Raw genomic sequence first — 19,262 nt, forward strand, 5'->3', positions numbered from 1 at the left:
ATAATGGTTTAAGAAACAAGTTTTTGTTAATACAATCGGTCTAGGATGAAAAACTGTTACTCGGATAAGAGGGTGATTGGTTAAAATTTATGTAATTGAAATTTTATATGGTATCGCTTCCAGACAGTAATCAGAAAGAAGGTGACTTTCAACTTATGAAGCAAATGACCGTACCAATGAAGCGAAAAAACAGTGGTATCGTTTTATGGAGAAAAATGTTGGCTCACAAATATTTATATTTCATGTTGTTGCCATGTGTTGTTTTCTTCATCATTTTCAACTATATTCCGATGGCCGGCTTGTTGTTAGCCTTCAAGGAATACAAGTTCAATGAGGGCATCTTAGGAAGCCCATGGGTTGGCCTTGATTATTTCAAGCAATTTTTTAATTCCTATCAAAGCGGAGAGTTGATTAAAAACACACTCATCATAAGTTGTATGAAATTGTTTCTATACTTGCCGTTTCCGATTATTCTTGCACTTATGTTTAATGAAGTTCGCTCAAAATGGTTCAAAAATGTTTCTCAGAGCTTACTGTATTTGCCGCATTTCCTCTCGTGGGTTGTCGTCATCGGTTTAGTTCAACGTATACTCGCTCCTGATACTGGCTTGTTGAATCAGGTAATAACGAATATGGGCGGCGACGGAAGTACATTCTTTATGATGGATTCGGATTACTTCTACCAGATTATGTTCGGAAGCCATGTATGGAAGTCTATTGGCTGGGATTCGATCATCTATGTCGCAGCGATCTCAGGAATTAATCCCGAAATGTACGAAGCGGCTAAAATTGATGGGGCAAGCAAATTCCGAGAGGTTTGGAATATTACGCTGCCGTCCATCACACCGACAATTGTAATCCTCTTTATATTGTCTCTGGGCAGTATATTATCCGCCGGGTTCGACCAGATTTATTTGCTCAAAACACCGGGTAATGCACCGCTCTCTGATATTTTGGACACTTACATTATCCGAGTTGGCTTGCAAGGCGGTCAGTACGGATACGCGACAGCCGTAGGCATGCTGCAAGGATTAATTGGATTGATCTTGGTTGTATTCGCGAACCGAGTTTCCCGAAAGGTTTCTGAAACATCCTTATGGTAGCTTCATTCTGATAACGTTACCATAGTTGCTATGCGAAAAGGTTTGCATGACCATCCACTTGGTGGGAGACGTCTTCTGGCGTGTTTCATAAAATCATTTTAGAAAAGGGGAACAATCGCATGAGTAAGAAATGGGTAAAGTATTTCGCAATACCTTTGGTGACAGCGATGCTGATCGCCGGCTGCTCGAATGGCAACAAGAACAATAATGAAACACCTGCTCCTGGCGGGACAGATGGGGTTTCACCTACAACGGAAGGGAAACCGGCTACATGGATTGCTGATCGTAAAATCAAAGGTCTTGTATTCATGGGAACCGACGATTACACAGAAGATATGAACCCGGAAATTAAAGCGAAAATAAAGGAGCAAACGGGGATCGATTTTGAAATTGAAATCATGAAAGCCGAAAAATCCATCGATGGCTTGATTGCAGGCATCGCTGCAAACGACTTGCCGGATTTCGTTGCTTTCTACCTCAATAACAGTGGTAGACCGGAAATGCCCGTTGTTTTGAAAGCGGCACGCGAAGGTATGTTCACTGATTTGACTCCGCTTATGAAAGATACGAAAGTGTACAGCAAATATTTGCAAGATGATTATTTGCCGCTTGATACGAAATACGGCGTTATGTTCCGTCCTGAGTTTAACGGCTCTTCTTACTTCGTTCATATGAATATCAATCGACAAGGCGGTTATCTATCTAACAAATACGTAGGCGGCGCTTATATCCGTAAAGATATTGCTGACTCACTAGGAATCGACCCGCGCACAATCAAGACGTCGGATGAAGTGTATGAGCTAGCTAAGAAAATTAAAGCCGGCAACTTCAAAGACAACAATGGTAGTCCAGTGATTCCAATCGGTCCATCTTTTTGGGGTGGTAAAGATGTTTCAGCTGCTTTCAAGGATCTGCAGTGGGGCGAAGACGACCAGCGAATCAAAAAATCGAAAGACGGTCAAATCCTTCATGAAGCAGAAACCGAATATCCGATGAAAAAAGTAGAGTATTTCCAAAAGCTGCTTAAAGAAAAGCTTATTCATCCCGAGTACTTTACGATTGACGAAAGCCGCGCAACAGAGGGCGCTTTGAATGGCTCATGGGCGATTATCGGTGATGCCCACAACTATCAAGAGTTCAACCAAGATATGCATTACTTACCGCTTGGACCAATTAACAACGTAGACGGACCTTACCAAATGCAAGTTAGCTTTAAGTCGGGGTACAGTGCATGGGCGATCCCGACTACTACAAAAAACCCGCAAGAGATTGTTAAATTTGCGGACTACTTAGCTAGTAAGGAAGGAAAACTTATTTGGAAATACGGTTTGGAGGGCCGCGATTATACGCTCGGCGCAGACGGTTTTCCACTTGTGAAACAAGAAGTGCTGGATCTGAAAGCAACAGATCCGAACGAAGCGAAAAAGCTCGGCTTCCAAGGCGTCGGCAACTCATGGGGCGATATTCTAGGCGGCACGGACACCGATAACTTGGCTGATTTCGGGGAAATGCAATATGGCGACAAATTGAAAAAAGAAGACAATAACGGTGCTCTAAAACTAATCGAATATTGGAACTTTGAGGAAAAGTACAAAAATGCGAAGATCGTTGACAGCTACGTACCTACCGCGTTCCTCGGTGAATTCGACAGATCTTCAGAACTTAAAGCGGCTTTGGACGCTTACAATGAAACTTTGATCCGTGCTTATTACGGCAAGAGTCTTGATGAAGCTAAGAAAATGTTGGAAAGCAACTTGAAACAATTGAAATCAGCAGGATTGGACGATTATTTGAAGCTTCTCGCAGAAAAAGATGCCGATCCAAAAACGGACGTAAACCTGAACGATTAGAGACTATGTTCAACATTTAGAAGCAGAAAATTAGTGGAAGAGGTAAGGCGATTTTATCCGCAGCTGGATAAAAACGCCTTTCCTTCAACGGAGGAGGGAGAAAGTGGGAAACGAATTTTATAAGCTCAGCACGGGTGAAAGAATTTTCAGAGTCATTAACTACTTGCTTCTAATCGCGCTGTGTTTATCGATCATTCTACCTTTTTTTAATATTTTTGCACTCGCTTTTAATCCCGGTAAAGACGCGGAAAGAGGCGGCATTTACTTCTGGCCGAGGATTTGGTCCATGGAAAACTTCCAAAAAGCGTTTGAAACGTCCAATATTACAACTGCTTTTGGGATTTCAGTCTTCCGAACGGTCGTAGGAACGATCTCAAGTGTTTTTCTGACTGCAGCAGCAGCTTATGCATTAAAGAGCAAAACGTTGCCTGGCGGGAAATACATCATGATGATCATTTTCTTCACCATGTTGTTTGGAGGGGGAATCATTCCCTATTACATGCTGCTTAAGTCCATTCATTTGACGAATAATATTTGGGTTTACGTCATTCCAAGCTTATATAGCGTGTGGAACATCATCATAATGCGAACATTTTTTCAACAAATTCATCCGAGTTTGGAAGAATCGGCACGAATTGATGGGTATAACGATTTTTCGATCTTCTTGCGCGTCATTATGCCGCTCAGTCGGCCGGTTATAGCGGTTATTGGTTTGTTTAACGCCGTTGGTCATTGGAACGATTGGTTCACTGGTGCATTTTATATTCGAAAATCGTCTTTGCGCCCGCTGTCCACGCTTCTACAAGAAATGTTGATGAGTGCGGAAGCGATGCGGGATACGCTCAATCAGGCTGCCGGACTTAGATACGATTTGATCGAAAAAATGCAGGTTACAGGGAACTCGCTTAAAATGGCAACGATCATTATCGTCGTCACGCCGATTATTCTTATCTATCCATTTGTTCAGCGCTATTTTACCAAGGGCATTATGATCGGATCTATTAAAGAGTAAATCAGCCTAGGAGAGGATGGGAACAAAATGAAAATAGTGAATCCATACGTAGAGTCGGGAACTTGGTTTAAAGGAAGCTTTCATAACCACACGACGAACAGCGATGGTTGGTTTTCGCTCGAAACGGTTTACAAAATGTACGGTGGATACGATTTTCTCGGTATTTCTGACCACGATAAAATTACAAAACACGAAGGCAAAAGAGAGATACCGACTGTTTTCGAAGCCATAGAAGTCAGCAGTCGGCAAACACATATGCTGCTCGTGAAACCGCCGCAAATGATTATGGAAAACTACAGCAATGCATTTACGATTGAGAACTATCAACGCTTTGTGGATCTAACAACGACGAACGATGGATTTGCAGTGCTTGTGCATCCGAATCGGTATTTCTCGAATTTTTGGGAACTAGAAGATATGTTTAAGATGGAACGTTATCTTGGGGTTGAAGTCTATAACGGGGACGGCAATCCAGAGTATGATATCGCGTTTGACAAGTGGGATGCTCTTTTATCCGCCGGTCGTAAAGTGTGGGGCTTCGGAAATGACGACTCGCACGTATATGGACAAGAAAAACGCGCTTGGAACGTGGTTAGAGCTAAGGCAAATACGAACGATGCTATCATTGATGCGATTAAAGAAGGTAACTTTTATGTATCAACGGGGTATGGGTTTGATGCGATCAGTGTAGAAGGCAACAAGGTTGTTGTTGATCTTCGCTCTAATGATTTGCTTGATAAAATGTACAAATATGTCACGTTTTTCGGTAAAGACGGACAGGTGCTTAAAGAAACAACAGGACGAATCAAGCAAGCTGAATATGAGTGTAATGGAGACGAAAAATACGTCCGTATAGCCGTTTATTTGGAAGGCGGGTATTCCGCTTTTTCTCAGCCATTATTTATTGAAGATTAATCAGGTTTTAGGTCAAGGAGGAGTTATGGTGGAGCACAACAAGTTAAGATTCCGATCAGACGGGACATTTACGATCATTCAATTTACCGATATGCATATCAAGAATGGAATTGAACCTGAAAAGGATGTTCAAACGTTAGCTGTTATTCAGCAGCTGATTGCGTCGCAGAAGCCCGATTTGATCGTCCTTACTGGCGATGTCATATCCAGCTATGATACAGAGGATCAAGAAGCAGCATTTCGCCGTGCGATTGCGGATGTTGTCCAGTCTGCCATTCCGTTCGCTGTCATTTATGGCAATCATGATTCAGAGACAGGTATTACTCGTCAGCGATTGAATGAAGTTTTAAAGGAATATAGTAATAACTTATCTGAGGATGGTCCTAAGGACATCCATGGAGTTGGGAATTATGCTTTTACTGTAGCGGGTTCTGCGAGTGAAGAAGATACGGCTGTTCTGTACTTTTTTGATTCCGGAGATTCAGCACCTGAGTCCGTTGGTGGATATGAATGGATACATCCAGATCAGGTTCACTGGTACTGCAGCGAATCGAAAAAGCTTGCTCAGAAGAATGGCAGCGCATTGCCTGGACTCGCTTTTTTCCATATTCCAATACCGGAATATGAGCAAGTCTGGCAGGAAGGCAAAAGTATAGGCAATAAAGGCGAGGAGGTCTGCTGTCCGAAGTTGAACAGCGGTTTATTCACGGCAATGCTGGAGCAGGGTGATGTCATGGGGACTTTTGCCGGACATGATCATGATAATGATTACGTAGGAGAGCTTCATGGCATCCGATTGTGTTATGGACGTGCCACGGGCTTCAACACATACGGAGAGCTTGAGCGCGGAGCAAGAATCATTACGTTATTCGAAGGAAAACGGGAGTTCGATACACGGATAGAAATAGCGAAATTGAACTAAGCTGATAAGGATTAGTCTCGCGGCTGAATGATATTAAAGAATAAATGATGAGAAAGTTTGTCGAAGTCGAAGTATATCTTATATAATTCTAATATATGAACGAAATATACTTCCACGAAGGGTGAATAATGTGCAACCAAAAATCAAAGATGTGGCCCGGGTAGCAGGAGTTTCGGTTACGACTGTGTCCAGAGTGCTAAATGGCGAGAGGTATGTGAAAGACGATCTCAAGGAAAAGGTGAATCAAGCCATCGATCAATTGGGATACGCTCCGAGCCATATCGCCCGAAGCTTGGTACGCAACAAAACGAATCTCATTGGGGTAATTGTGCCAGATCTTACCTCAAGCTTCTATTCGACAATTTTAAGCAGCATCGAAGAAGCGGCTAGCACTAATGATTATAACCTTTTGGTATGCAATATCATCGAGGATATAGATAAAGAATTAAAGTATATCAATGTGTTTCAGGAAATGCGAGTAGAAGGCATCATTATTATGCATGAGAAAATTAATGAGGAAATTCGTGCTTTGATTCATAAGATGAACATTCCCGTTATTTTTTCTAGTGTTAAACCGATGGACCAGGAGTTCGCTTCTGTAATTATTGATGACTACAAAGCTGCTTACGATGCGACAAAATATTTGATTGAGCTTGGCCATGAGGAAATCGGGTTTATCGGCGGCGACATGCGTGATATTACATCGGGACAAAACCGGTATAGCGGATATCGAAATGCATTGTCAGACCATTCCATTAAAATCATATATGAAAATATCCGGTTCGGTGATTATAAAGTGAAAAGCGGATACGAGCAAATGAAGGATATTCTTCGCAATAAACAAACGCCTACGGCTGTATTTGCCGTAAGTGATGATATGGCTGTTGGAGCGATGAACTGCATTTGGGATCATAACCTTCGAGTTCCAGAGGATATTTCCATTATGGGCTTTGACGGAAGTCAACTGACCGAGCTTGCCCGTCCGAGGTTAACCTCAATGGAGCAGCCTATTCAAGACATGGGCAAAGTGACGATGGCAGCGCTGTTGAAACAGATTACGAATAAGGAAACGTCAACCGAGGATATTATCTTGGAGCATAAACTAGTTGTCCGTGAAAGCTGTATAAGAAGAGATTCATAAGGATTAGAGAGCACAGCACATCAGTGCATATCGGAAATAGATGGAGATGAGGCACCATTGAAAAATTACGATGTCATCGTGATTGGAGACGCGAATATTGATTTAGTTGTTGAGGGCTGCAACGAGCTGCCAGCACCCGGACAAGAGGTATTTGTTCAAAATATGACCATCCACGTCGGCGGAGGGGCAGCTTTGTTTAGTTTGGCAACAGCCAAGCTAGGTTTGAAGGTTGCCTTTAACGGAGTTCTAGGTGATGACGGATTTGGTCAGCTTATAAAAGATCAATTTTCTCGGTATGGAATCGATACCAGATATATTAAAAAGAGCAGCAGCAATACAGGAATATCCATTGCAATTAATCCGGAAAATGATCGTTCTTTTATTACGTATGCTGGTTCAAACGCCGAGCTAAGCTTGCAGCAGCTTGACATGAATAGTGTTTTATTAGGACGTCATGTTCATTTGACTTGTTATAAGGGAAGCCGCAATCATGCTGAATTTTTGGAAACCGTAAAAAAACTTAAAGCACTAGGCGTAACGACCTCTATTGATATGGGGTGGGATGACACAGGGGAATGGTATCCTGGCATTTTTGAATTAATGAAGCATATCGACGTTTTCTTAATGAACGAAACCGAAGCTATACACTATACCGGTTGTACAACGGTAGAGGAAAGTCTTGAAGTTCTTTCTAAACACAGCAGCCATATCGTGCTCAAATTGGGTTCGAAAGGTGCGGTGACATCGGTAGGCGGGCAGCAGTCCTATCGTTCGAGCTTCTCCGTGCGAGTCGTCGATACGACTGGAGCGGGTGATTCTTTTAATGCCGGTTATATTTATGGTTATTTGGCAGGGAAAAATCCAGAGGAATGCTTGATATATGGAAATGCTTGCGGCGCAATGTCTGTAAGCGAATACGGTGGAAATACAGGGACGACAAACATACAGCTGCTAGAGAAATTTATCGCAGATCGAATTGGTGAAACAAAAGAAACGCTGGAAACCACACTATGAATCTAAGGATTCATAGTGATGGTTTATGTACGAGACTATAAGCGGGTTTTAGGAGAGTGGACATCATACAAGTCGAGAAACTGAACGCAAATCTCGTAAAGCTGAAAACTCGTGTGTCGGAAGGGCAATGGGGCAAACGCATCGTTGCGGAATTGGAATATGCTAATCGGGTTTCAAAGGTGATGGGAGGTCAGTATGATGATCTGATCGATCCCGTTGTTATTGATCTGCTGAATACATTAGATCAAGAAGGCATCATCGGGGAGCAACCGGTTCGGAGTGCAGAGCAGCGGTTGTCTGAAATGGCAGCAGCAGCGAAGTCGTACCATTTGATTTGTGCTGCTCATGCCCACTTAGATATGAATTTTCTTTGGGGCTGGGATGAGACGGTATCTGCGACTCTTAACACGTTCCGGACAATGCTGGATCTGCTGCAGGAGTATCCTGATTTTTGCTTTTCCCATTCTCAAGCAGCTGCCTATCATATTGTTGAAACCTATGATCCTGAAATGCTAGAAGAAATCAAACTTCGTGTACAAGAAGGACGATGGGAAGTAACGGCATCAACTTGGGTTGAAGCGGATAAGAACATGCCAAACGGTGAAAGTATGACTCGGCAGTTCTTATATGCCAAAAACTATCTTACACATTTGTTCGGATTGCAGTTGGATGATTTGCAAATCGATTTTGAGCCGGACACTTTCGGTCATGCGCTTAATGTGCCGGAAACATTGCATCACGCGGGCATCAAATATTATTACTATTGCCGTGGTCATAACCATGAGGGACATCACCTCTATCGCTGGATGGCGCCCTCAGGGAGATCGGTTATCGCATATAAAGAGCCGCATTGGTACGATTCCCGCATTGAAGGTGAAATGGTGCTTACGGTGCCGGAGTTTTGCCAGAAAACAGGCTTGAACACGATGATGAAAGTATATGGGGTAGGTGATCATGGCGGCGGTCCGACGCGGCGTGACATAGAGCGCATACTTGATATGAAGGAATGGCCGATTTTTCCGACCATTCGCTTCGGAAAGTATGCAGAATACTTCGCGTTAACAGAGCAAATAGCCGATCAACTCCCGATTGTGCAAAACGAGCTGAACTTTATTTTTACAGGGTGCTACAGCTCGGAAGCACGTTTGAAACAAGCGAACCGAGTTTCGGAAAACCTGCTGTATGAAGCGGAAGCATTGTCTAGTGTGTCCGCGTTGTGGACTTCGTCCAAGTATTATGGCAAGCAATTAGAAGAAGCTTGGAGAAAAACTTTATTTAATCAATTTCATGATATTTTGCCGGGAACAGGCATTCCAGAAACGCGTGATCATGCACTTGGAGCGTTCCAAGAAATATCCGCCATGGCTAATAGCAAACGAAGTGCTTCTATGCGTAGTCTTGCTGCGCGCATCGATACCTCACGTTTTCTTGTTGAGGGCGAGGACCTGAAAGAAAGCTTTTCCGAAGGAGCAGGCGCTGGAGTTGGTGTCAGCATAAAGCATCAATTTCGAACGGGCGAAAGTGACCGCGGACGCGGGAAAACACGGATATTTAATGTGTTCAACAGTGCTACTACCGCACGTAAAGAATTAGCCGAGATTACGATTTGGGATTGGGATGGAAATATCCAAAGCATCGGTTTCGAAGACGACGAGGGAAATCCACTTGATTTTCAATTTGTGGATCGTGGATTTGCCGAGCATTGGGGGCACTTTTTCTTGCGTGTATTACTGCCCGTAAATGTTCCAGCATTAGGATACAGCACCTATATCATGACGGAAAAAGCAGGGGATATGGCAGAGCTTACGGCAAATGATTTCTATCTCACGGGTCAAAACCTTCCGCCTGTGGAACTGTATACGTTTGTGTTGGAGAACGAGCTTTTAAAGGCAGTCCTAGATGTGCGAAAGCTTACGATTATTTCATTAATCAATAAAGAGAACGGACAGCAGCTCATCGATAGCAGCCGACCCGTAGGCGTATTCCGATTTATCGAGGAGGATACTTTTAAAGGAGGTGGCAATGCATGGCTGGTAGGCCGATACCGCAAAATTGAAGAACTCACTGAAGGCATCAAAATCGAAAGCAGTGAATTAGGCAGCAAGCTGCTGAGGCAATCCATTACGTTCAGCGTCCCGTTTCGAAGATCGAAATTGCAAGTTACGGTATCTCTGGATCAGGGCAGCAGCAGGATCGATTACAATGTGGAATGTGATTGGCATGAATACGGCAATGAAAAGGAATTTACACCGCAGTTACAGTTTTATGCGCCTTTTGGTTATGAAAGCGAATCCTATCGATACAATATGGCTTTCGGTACGATTGAACGTCCTTCCCTCGACTTAGACGTACCTGCGAACAGTTGGGCACTCGGTGTTCCTTCGAACCATGAGAAGGGTAGAGCAATTATGCTTCTATCGGATTGTAAATATGGATTCCGAGGTATGGATCGAGCCCTTTCCGTCACACTGCTGCGGGGCTCTTATGGCCCGGATGCTTATCCGAATACAGGGGTTCATCGCATTCGTTTAAGTATTTGTGTAGTTGATGCTTCTAATAACCAGCAATTGATTGAACAATCCTCCCATTATCATCTTCCGCTCCAATACATCTCAGCGGCTGCGAGTAATGGAGATTGGCCGACAACACAAAGCTTCTTGCAATTAATTGAAGGAACGATTGCAATCTCTGCGATCAAGATGCCTGAGGACAATCAAGCTGTTAATCGATGGATTATTCGCGTGTATGAAACCGAAGGAAACACATCCTCGGTAAAGCTGGAGTTATGCCGCAAAGTGAGCAAAGCTTATTTTGTCGATACGTTAGAATGTCCTCTAGTTGAGGGGGAAGTATTCATTAATGAATCACAAATAGGTTTTGAGGTTATGGCTTTTGGCGTCGCGAGCCTATGTATTGAATTTGAACAATAGGAGGGTTGTCCGGTGAGTATCGATCAGCAAGCAGAAAAGACTACACAAACCTTAATTTATCCGGTTTATGAACAAAATGTAGAACGGATTCTGGATCTGCCGCGAGTCCGGCATCTGTTCGATGTGTCAGTATTGAGACCACATATGGGCGCCAAAGATGCAATAACGTGGTTCTATGGTCGTCTAGGACAACCGGATGTTGTTATCGTAGGTATGGGTGATGCCTCGCTAATTCACCCTGTTCGGATTAGGGAAGCAGCCGGCAACACGGGAAGAGCAGCAGCCAAAGAGAAATGTGGCAGTGTGCATGTTTCTTTTCAAGCGCTGTGGGATGCCAATATAGCATCCGATCAAGAAGCAGAAGCTATCTCGGCATGGGTGGAAGGTTGGAAACTGGGTACGTATTCCTTCGATAAATATAAGACGAAGTCAGATAAGCTGGAAATCCCGATCCTTTCTTTCGATGATCAGACCGGTTTGCAGATCCAGGAGGCTATTCGCCAAGGCGAAATTCATGCTGAAGGTACGATCTGGGCGCGCGATCTTGCGAATGAGCCAGCCAACTATTTGCGCCCGTTAGTACTAACGGACAAAGTGATGGAGCGTTTTGCCGGAACTGGTGTGGAGATTAATGTCTACACTGGCGAGGAGTTGGAGAGGCAAGGTTTTGCCGGCGTAATAGCGGTTGGTAAAGGAAGCGTATATGCGCCTGCTTTTATCGAACTTCGCTATTGTACGGATGAGTCAAAGCCGCTTACAGCTCTAATTGGCAAAGGAATTACGTTCGACACCGGGGGAATCAGCCTTAAAAAAGATTACGATATTAGCAGTATGAGGATGGATATGGCCGGTGCGGCAGGTGTGCTTGGGGCGCTGGATATCGTCGTTAAGTGCGGTGCGTCCGCCAACATAGCGGTGTTGGTGCCGACTGCAGAGAATGTTATATCAGGGAACAGCTTACTACCGAGTGATGTAATCCGATATGCGAATGGCCTAACCGTTCAAGTAGGCAATACCGATTCGGAAGGCCGACTCATACTGGCTGATGCGTTGATCCATGCTCATCGAATAGGGGCAGTGGAAGCGATCGATATGGCGACGTTAACTTACGCTGTCGTCGGCGCACTAGGAACGAAGATTGCAGGTATCCTCGGCGACGACGAGTTGGTGGGGTTGTGTAAAAATGCAGGTGAGCCGTTTGGCGAGAAAGTATGGCAGCTGCCATTGGTAGATGAATACGAATCGTATTTGGATAGCACATATGCCGATGTCTGCAACATTAGCAGCGGTGATGGCGGAGGTGCGATTTCAGCGGCACTGTTCTTACGCAAGTTTGTCCATCCTTCATTGAAATGGGCACATATCGACATGAATGGTCCCAAAGATTCATCCTCCGCAAGTGGCCAGCTGGCTATCGGTGCGACCGGCTTCGGCGCGAGAATGTTGGCTTCGTTTGTGATGTCGAGATAAAAAGGAGGGTAATCCTCCTCTTTATTTATTTTTTTTGTAAACGCAAACAAATACATATATAACATTAAACAACAAGTGGGTGAGCGTTGAATTTATTATTCTATCCAATTAATGTAGGAGGTTATTTATGTTGCTTATGAGAAATAAGAGATTGGTTAGCATGATTTTGGTTATGAGTTTATGGATTAGCTGTATCAGTATCGGTTTTCCTCATGCTATTGCTTATGCTGATGATAGCAGTCAACCTACGACGATTTCCGGTTTAGTTGGTGAATGGAAATTTGATGAAGTGTCGAAGGATGGCATATCTCCGGACACGTTGAAGCGGAATAATGCTATCCTTACCGATGCTGCAATAGGAAGCGGCAAGGTAGGAAAAGCCTTATTGTTAAATGGTTATCTTAGTTACGCCACTGTGCCGAATCAGAATTTAATAAATACAGGCAGCGATTTCTCCATGAGCTTGCTTGTCCATTTCAATTCAAACTATACAAACAGAGACGTTGTCATTGTTCAGCAGCAAGGTGAGGGCGGAGAAACGCTGTTATCACGCAGAGCAGATGGTAGATTACAATCCTCACTTGGCGGAAAAACGACTATCGGAGCAACATTAATTGAGCCTAAAAAGTGGTACCATGTTGCCCTTAGCAGAGAGGGTGACCAGGTTAAGCTTTATGTCAATGGTGCGTTCGAAGCTGCTACGGACGATACGTTATTAGTATCGAATAGTGGTGACTTTCGGATTGGAGCTGACCGAGAGCCGGAAGTGACAAATGCGTGGCCGGGGCTCATCGACGAACTCAAAATTTATGACAAAGCTCTGACAGATGAGGAAATGAAACAGGTTCCGGGTTTTAATTGGCCTATTATTTCGTTAAACGGTCATTCGGAATTGAGTTTATCTTTGAACGATACCTATGTGGAGAACGGAGCACAAGCATCCGATTCAAAGGACGGAGATATTACGGCCGATATTCAAACGACTGGTCTTGTCGATACGAGTAAAGGCGGCATCTACAAAGTGAACTATACGGTATCTAACCAAGCAGGAGATTCGGTTACCAAAGTGAGGACTGTAACTGTTATTCCACCAAAAACGTTATCTCGCGCGAGCAGAGTTTTGATTGATAAAGGGCTGCAAATGCAGACGTGGATGACAACGGATCAATCAGGTCGGAAATACGCTAGTGCAGAGGAATGGAAAAACAGTCATTTTACTACGGCTACCTATTACGAATATCCGGGCTATAACCAAATGTTCCATAACCAGGTGCCAGAAGCACAATGGTCGTTTGTAAAAGGGGCATTCGGAGATGGCTTGGGAGGCGGTCCGAAAGAAAAAGATATGACGGGATTTTTGAGTGATGCGCAAAAAACTAATGTAGATAAGCTGATTACGATATCATTTGGAGATGAAGAAAACTACAACGAAGGGATCTTGAAAACCTTTACGGAGTGGTTCAAGCTAAGCCACAAACTTTATCCGGATGTCCTCGCTCACAGCAACCAACAATCGCGTCAATGGCAAAGGGACGATTATGAAACGTACATTCGTACGGCCGAACCTGACCTGCTCACTTTCGACGATTATTTATTCTCAACGAGAGGCTCGGACAACAATCTATTTACAACAATCGTCAATAACATTAATGACCAAAGAACGATTGCACTTAAGGGCTATGACGGAACCGGGCAAAGTCCGATCGCTTTCGGGCAATATTTGCTTGGCTTCAAGACAGGTGAGATTCCTGCAGATGTAGGTCCATATATTATAACTGAATCTCAAATATTTGGCGTTCCGTTCGCCACATTGACGATGGGCGGCAAATGGCTCAGCATGTTCCGCTGGGAGTATGACAGCAACACTTTCTTGTTTTTTGACAAGGACGGTAAACCTACAAAGCAATATGAGCAATATGCCGAAATGGCAAGGCAAATAAACAACCTTGGACCACATCTCGTACGGCTCAATAGCACAGATGTCTCTATTTTGCCGGGGCAACATAAGGATTCAAACGGAAGAATCGTTAAAAACCTAACGCCTAGAGAAACACCAATATTCGATAAGAATACTCAGCTAAAGCATCCTTATTTAAGGAGCGTAGTTTCGAAAAACTCCAGCGTTCAAGGAGGACTTAATGGCGATGTAATGCTTGGTTTTTTTGAACCTCTGCCAGATACAGAGTCGTTTTTCAACTCCACAGACATGGAATATTTTATGGTCATGAACGGACTGACCTCAGGGAACGGTAAAACGGTGGAGCAGCATGGAGAGGGTGCAGAGACGGAACAGACGATTACGGTGCAATTAAATCTAGCAAAATACAATAAGGATGCGATTAAGAAAGTAAGTAGACTTACAGGAGATCTGGAGCCTGTTGTATTGACGCCAATTGGCGGAAACCTCTATCAACTAGAAGTCGTCCTTAACGGTGGAGTAGCGGATTTATTCCAATTGGATAAAACAAAAGTAAATCTTGACTACATTGCTGTGAATGCTTTAAGCCTTCCAGATACACTTACAATGGATGCAGGAGAAACGGAAGCAATAGAAGCGGTTGTTTTACCAGCAGGAGCGACCGAGAAGAGTGTAGATTGGTACACATCGAATGAGCAGATCGCGACCGTAGACAGCAATGGAAAAGTAACTGCGATAGCTGGAGGGAAAGCAGTTATTACGGCAATTAGTGTTGATGGCAACAAAAAGGCAACCACTAGCATCACGGTTACTAGTGACGTTGTTCCTATAACTGGCATTAAGGTTTCCCCCTCAACCGGAATGCTCTATACGAATGAAACGATGAAGTTGACTGCTGAGATCTTACCAAGCAATGCAACGAACAAAGCATATGAATGGTTCAGCAGCAACGCTGATGTAGCTGCCGTGGATCAGAGCGGTAAGGTATTTGCGAAATTACCGGGCTCGGCTGAGATTTCGGCCAGAACATTGGATGGACGATTTGACGCTAAAAGTACAATAACGGTGTTGGACGCAAACAGCGAAGCGTCATTGTCGGAGTTAGTCGTTAGTGGAGGAAAAGAGAACATTGTTTTTAATAGCGAAATATACGAATATACAACAAGGGTTAATACAAAAGTAGATGCCATTACGATTCAGCCACGGCTGAAAAACAAAAAAGGCACGATGACAGTTAACGATATTCCTGTCGTCAGCGGACAGAAGATTACAGCGAAGCTGCCGATGGGCAATAGTAAGATCGTATTCGTTACCAAAGCAGCGGATGGCATGACAACAAAGACCTATACGCTAACGGTAAAACGAAACAAAAATGTAGCGCTTGAAGCTACGGTTGTAAGTGCGACATATTTGAATAAAGATGGAGAGCCAGTTAACTTAATTAGAAATGATTACGATAACTCAAGTGAGCATTCTCCGCTCAAGTTTGCTGACGGGGATGAGGAGACGTATTTCCAAAGTGCTGCTATTACAAACCTGAACCCAAAAGGAGAGTTTAATCCTGCGCATCGGATTATGCTGCAATGGGACGACGACAATCTTCAAGATTTTAATAAACTAGTTCTTGTCGTCAATAATGCACAGCAGCAAGGTATAACCGTCATCGATACTGAAACTTCTGTAAATGGCACCACATGGCAGGAGCTTAATGCTAAAGCCTATAAACCGACATGGCAGACAGATAGTCCAGACATTTACGAGAGTGTAACCATTGATCTTCCCAATTATAAGGAATATTACGGTGAAGGTTATAAGGGGTTGAAAGGCATTTATTTGCTGCTATGGGCAGCGAATTTAAATGCCGATCATAAATATGCGATCAGCGAGTTTGAGCTTTACAATGAGCAGGATGCAGCAGAGCCTGTTGAACTGACTTTAGGCGAAATACCTGGCACTGATCCTGAGAATTCCGTAATTGCTGATTGGGTATTTTCCCAAGCAAATGTGCAGCCCGGAACATCTATCGAAGCAGGCAATTTGGTTATAAAAGATAGGAGCGGCATGGGCAATGATCTTAAAATGGCCGTTGCTGGAACTCCGGGAGACAATAGGCTGTCATTTACTGAAGACGGTGCTCTTGATTTTGCAAATGAGAAAATAAATGGCCAATATTTGACTACAGTAGAAGGCGCCCCAATCAATACGAAAACTTTCGATAAAGGTTTTACGATTGAAGCAGAATTTAAGCTTGGCACCAATATTAATGACTGGATGGGGATATTGACTCGCCAAGGGAATAACACATTTGATCCAGGGGAACAGGAGCCGCTATCAACGCTATCCATTTCAAGCATTCGCGAAGTTCAATGGGCGAGTACGCATGGGAACTCGAGCTCGAACGAACTCCAATCGAACTGGTCGAACTCACTTTCAGCTATTAAAGCATGGGCTCAGTCAGATGAATACACACACGTTGCGATTGTGAATGATGGCTCGAAGACAATTTTATTCGTAAATGGTGTAGAATCCATTCGCAATCCTCAAACGGACGAAATCATTAATGGAATCGCAGCCGAAGCGGGCATGGGGTGGAATGTCGGAGCTTATGAATGGGATAGAGCGCCAGACAGCCTCTTTTTAGGAAAAATCAAACATATCCGAGTATCCAGTAAAGCATTGGAGAAGGACCAATTCATTAAAACGGAGTTCAAATACAAGGTAAATTATGGGACTAATAATGATCTTCCGATGTTTGCACAAGATACGTATACGTTTGCGATCATTCCAGATCCACAGTATGTGGTGCAATCCAAACCGGAAATTCTTGAGAAGCAGCTACAGTTTATTGCAGACAATTATGTTAGCAAGAATATCGCGATGACGGTAAATGTTGGCGACACGACGCAAAGCAGCGCAGCCAAGGAATGGGCTTCTGCCGATAAGGCCTATAAGATTTTAGATCAAGCTAATGTGCCTTATATTGTTACTCGCGGCAATCACGATTTGAATGGCTCTGGCTATCTGGACACTATGGGTCCCAATAGATTTGCTGGTACGGAACATTTCAAGGGCGCTTCGCCTTCGGGATTAAGCACATACTCGATCATAACAGCCGGCAGCTACAAGTATATGTTCCTTGCGGTAGACTCAGTGGGGAACAATTCGAGTAATACAAAAGAAAGAGACTGGGCAAAAACGGTGCTTAATGAGAACCCGAAAATGCCAACCGTCATTTTCTCGCATAATATTATGAAAATCGATGACAATGGTCAAGTGAGCGAAGGCGGTCAGGGCAGCTTATTTTGGAGAGACCTTGTCGAGAATTATGATCAAGTATTCATGATGGTAGGCGGACATAATAGCGGTGCTGGTCTGAATGTGAAGAAGAAGGCTAATGGAAATGAAGTCTTGCAAGTGTTAACTGACTATCAATCGGATATCGCTGGCGGCAACGGTTGGACATCTTTTTTTGAATTTGATGAAAAGTCAAAGGAGATTCGTGTGAAGACGTTCTCGCCATATGTTGATAGCATTCCGGTAGGGGAGCGTTCATACCTGGACACGAAATTCTTGATTGGTCCCGGAGATATGTACAACATTCCATTTGATTTCAGCAGCAGATTTCGTTTTGCAAAAAATGATGTCGTTGATGTCGTCACTCCCGACGTGACAAACGACAAAGGTTTAATTAACTTAGTGCCTAAAGTTGATGCTAGAACGGGAGAAGCAAAGGCCGTGGTTGAAGAGCGAGACTGGAACAAAGCGCTTAGCACATCTTCAGCTGATGACGATGGTGTGAAAACGGTTAAAGTCGAGGTACAGAAAGCGGATAAAGCAAAAGCGTATGTCGTTGAGCTTCCGAAAGCAGCACTTCATTCTGATCAAGCGACGCATTTGATCGAGATAACGACTGCAATTGGAACAATAACGGTACCTGCCAATATGCTAAGCGGGCAGGATTTGTCCGGAGCGAAGACGGTTGCGCTAGTTATTGCGAGCGTAGATAAAACATCGCTTGATCCAGCTTTACAGGAACAGATTGGCGATAGACCTATTATTGAGGTTGATGTGTATATCGATGGAGCTAAGGTTGCTTGGAGCAATCCACAGGCTCGAGTGAAAATTTCAGTTCCATATACAGCATCGGATGCCGAGTTAGCCGATTCGGAGCATATTGTAGCAGGGTACATTAATAATATTGGTAAACCGAGCACAGTACCGAATAGCAAATATGAGCCATCTACAAAAACGGTTGCTTTTACGACAACTCATTTCAGCAAATATGCGATCATGTTTGTTCATAAAACATTCGATGATCTCGAGAACGTGAAATGGGCTAAAAAGCAAATCGAAGTGCTGGCATCCAAAGGAATTATTAATGGCACGTCTGTAATAAAATACTTTCCTTCAACCACAATAACAAGGGCGGACTTTATCGTCCTGCTTGTTAAGGCGCTTGAATTAACAGCTCCAATCGATACGAATTTCGACGACGTCAGTTTTTCTTCCTATTATTATAATGAAGTGATGATCGCCAAAAAGCTTGGCATTACTAATGGCAGCGGAGACAATAAATTTAATCCGCTTCAACCGATTACGAGACAGGACGCGTTCGCTCTACTCCATAAAGCGATGAAGGCTGCTGGTATGAAGCTAAACGAAGGCACGTCAGCTGGGCTGGATCGTTTTAACGACAAAGCAAAAGTTGCGAGCTATGCGATGGAAAGCTTGACTTCGTTGATTGAAAATGGAATTGTCAAAGGAAATGGGAATTCCATTCTTCCGCTGGCTCCACTATCAAGAGCAGAATCGGCTGTAATCTTGTATAACATGATCAATAAATAATGAATGGGGGAGTGCCGCTCGAGCTCAACAGGGCGGCTATTCCTTTTTTGCAATGACTGAATATGCACAGTACTTCATGTTAAATGAAAGGGTTTTCAACATTTTCGGTTTAGTTGAGGAAAGTAATTTTTAGAGGCTATTG

General features: G+C 43.7%; 10 protein-coding genes. All 10 read left to right on the plus strand.

Annotated elements, in window-relative coordinates; genetic code table 11:
• The first annotated feature begins 155 nt into the window (after nt 1-155).
• Nucleotides 156-1,103 (plus strand): ABC transporter permease, encoded by a 948-nt coding sequence (locus AB4Z50_RS01780; RefSeq protein WP_441875547.1) that lies wholly within the window; start codon nt 156-158, stop codon nt 1,101-1,103.
• 119 nt (nt 1,104-1,222) lie between these two features.
• Nucleotides 1,223-2,953: an extracellular solute-binding protein gene (locus AB4Z50_RS01785; RefSeq protein WP_441874952.1), complete on the plus strand. Its 1,731-nt coding sequence runs from the start codon at nt 1,223-1,225 to the stop codon at nt 2,951-2,953.
• Between the two features lie 103 nt (nt 2,954-3,056).
• Entirely contained in the window at nt 3,057-3,965 is a 909-nt protein-coding gene (locus AB4Z50_RS01790; RefSeq protein WP_441874954.1) for a carbohydrate ABC transporter permease, read from the plus strand.
• Between the two features lie 27 nt (nt 3,966-3,992).
• Nucleotides 3,993-4,880 carry a phosphoesterase gene (locus tag AB4Z50_RS01795; RefSeq protein WP_441874956.1) on the plus strand — a complete coding sequence of 296 codons (888 nt, stop codon included), beginning with the start codon at nt 3,993-3,995 and terminating at the stop codon, nt 4,878-4,880.
• 28 nt (nt 4,881-4,908) lie between these two features.
• The gene (locus tag AB4Z50_RS01800; protein WP_441874958.1) at nt 4,909-5,802 is read left to right on the plus strand and encodes a metallophosphoesterase family protein; all 894 of its coding nucleotides are present in this window, start codon (nt 4,909-4,911) and stop codon (nt 5,800-5,802) included.
• 130 nt (nt 5,803-5,932) lie between these two features.
• On the plus strand, nt 5,933-6,943 hold the full coding sequence (locus AB4Z50_RS01805) for a LacI family DNA-binding transcriptional regulator (RefSeq protein WP_339203046.1): 1,011 nt from the start codon (nt 5,933-5,935) through the stop codon (nt 6,941-6,943).
• Between the two features lie 57 nt (nt 6,944-7,000).
• Nucleotides 7,001-7,957, plus strand: a complete 957-nt coding sequence (locus AB4Z50_RS01810; RefSeq protein ID WP_441874960.1) for a carbohydrate kinase family protein — start codon at nt 7,001-7,003, stop codon at nt 7,955-7,957.
• 56 nt (nt 7,958-8,013) lie between these two features.
• Nucleotides 8,014-10,887, plus strand: coding sequence for an alpha-mannosidase (locus tag AB4Z50_RS01815; protein ID WP_441874962.1), 2,874 nt, complete (start codon nt 8,014-8,016; stop codon nt 10,885-10,887).
• 12 nt (nt 10,888-10,899) lie between these two features.
• Complete coding sequence (locus AB4Z50_RS01820; RefSeq protein WP_441874964.1) at nt 10,900-12,357, plus strand: leucyl aminopeptidase family protein; 1,458 nt, start codon at nt 10,900-10,902, stop codon at nt 12,355-12,357.
• Between the two features lie 127 nt (nt 12,358-12,484).
• Complete coding sequence (locus AB4Z50_RS01825) at nt 12,485-19,120, plus strand: LamG-like jellyroll fold domain-containing protein (protein WP_441874966.1); 6,636 nt, start codon at nt 12,485-12,487, stop codon at nt 19,118-19,120.
• Nucleotides 19,121-19,262: the final 142 nt, after the last annotated feature.

Source organism: Paenibacillus sp. 2TAB26, assembly GCF_052115145.1.
In the GTDB taxonomy this organism is placed as follows: Bacteria; Bacillota; Bacilli; order Paenibacillales; family Paenibacillaceae; genus Pristimantibacillus.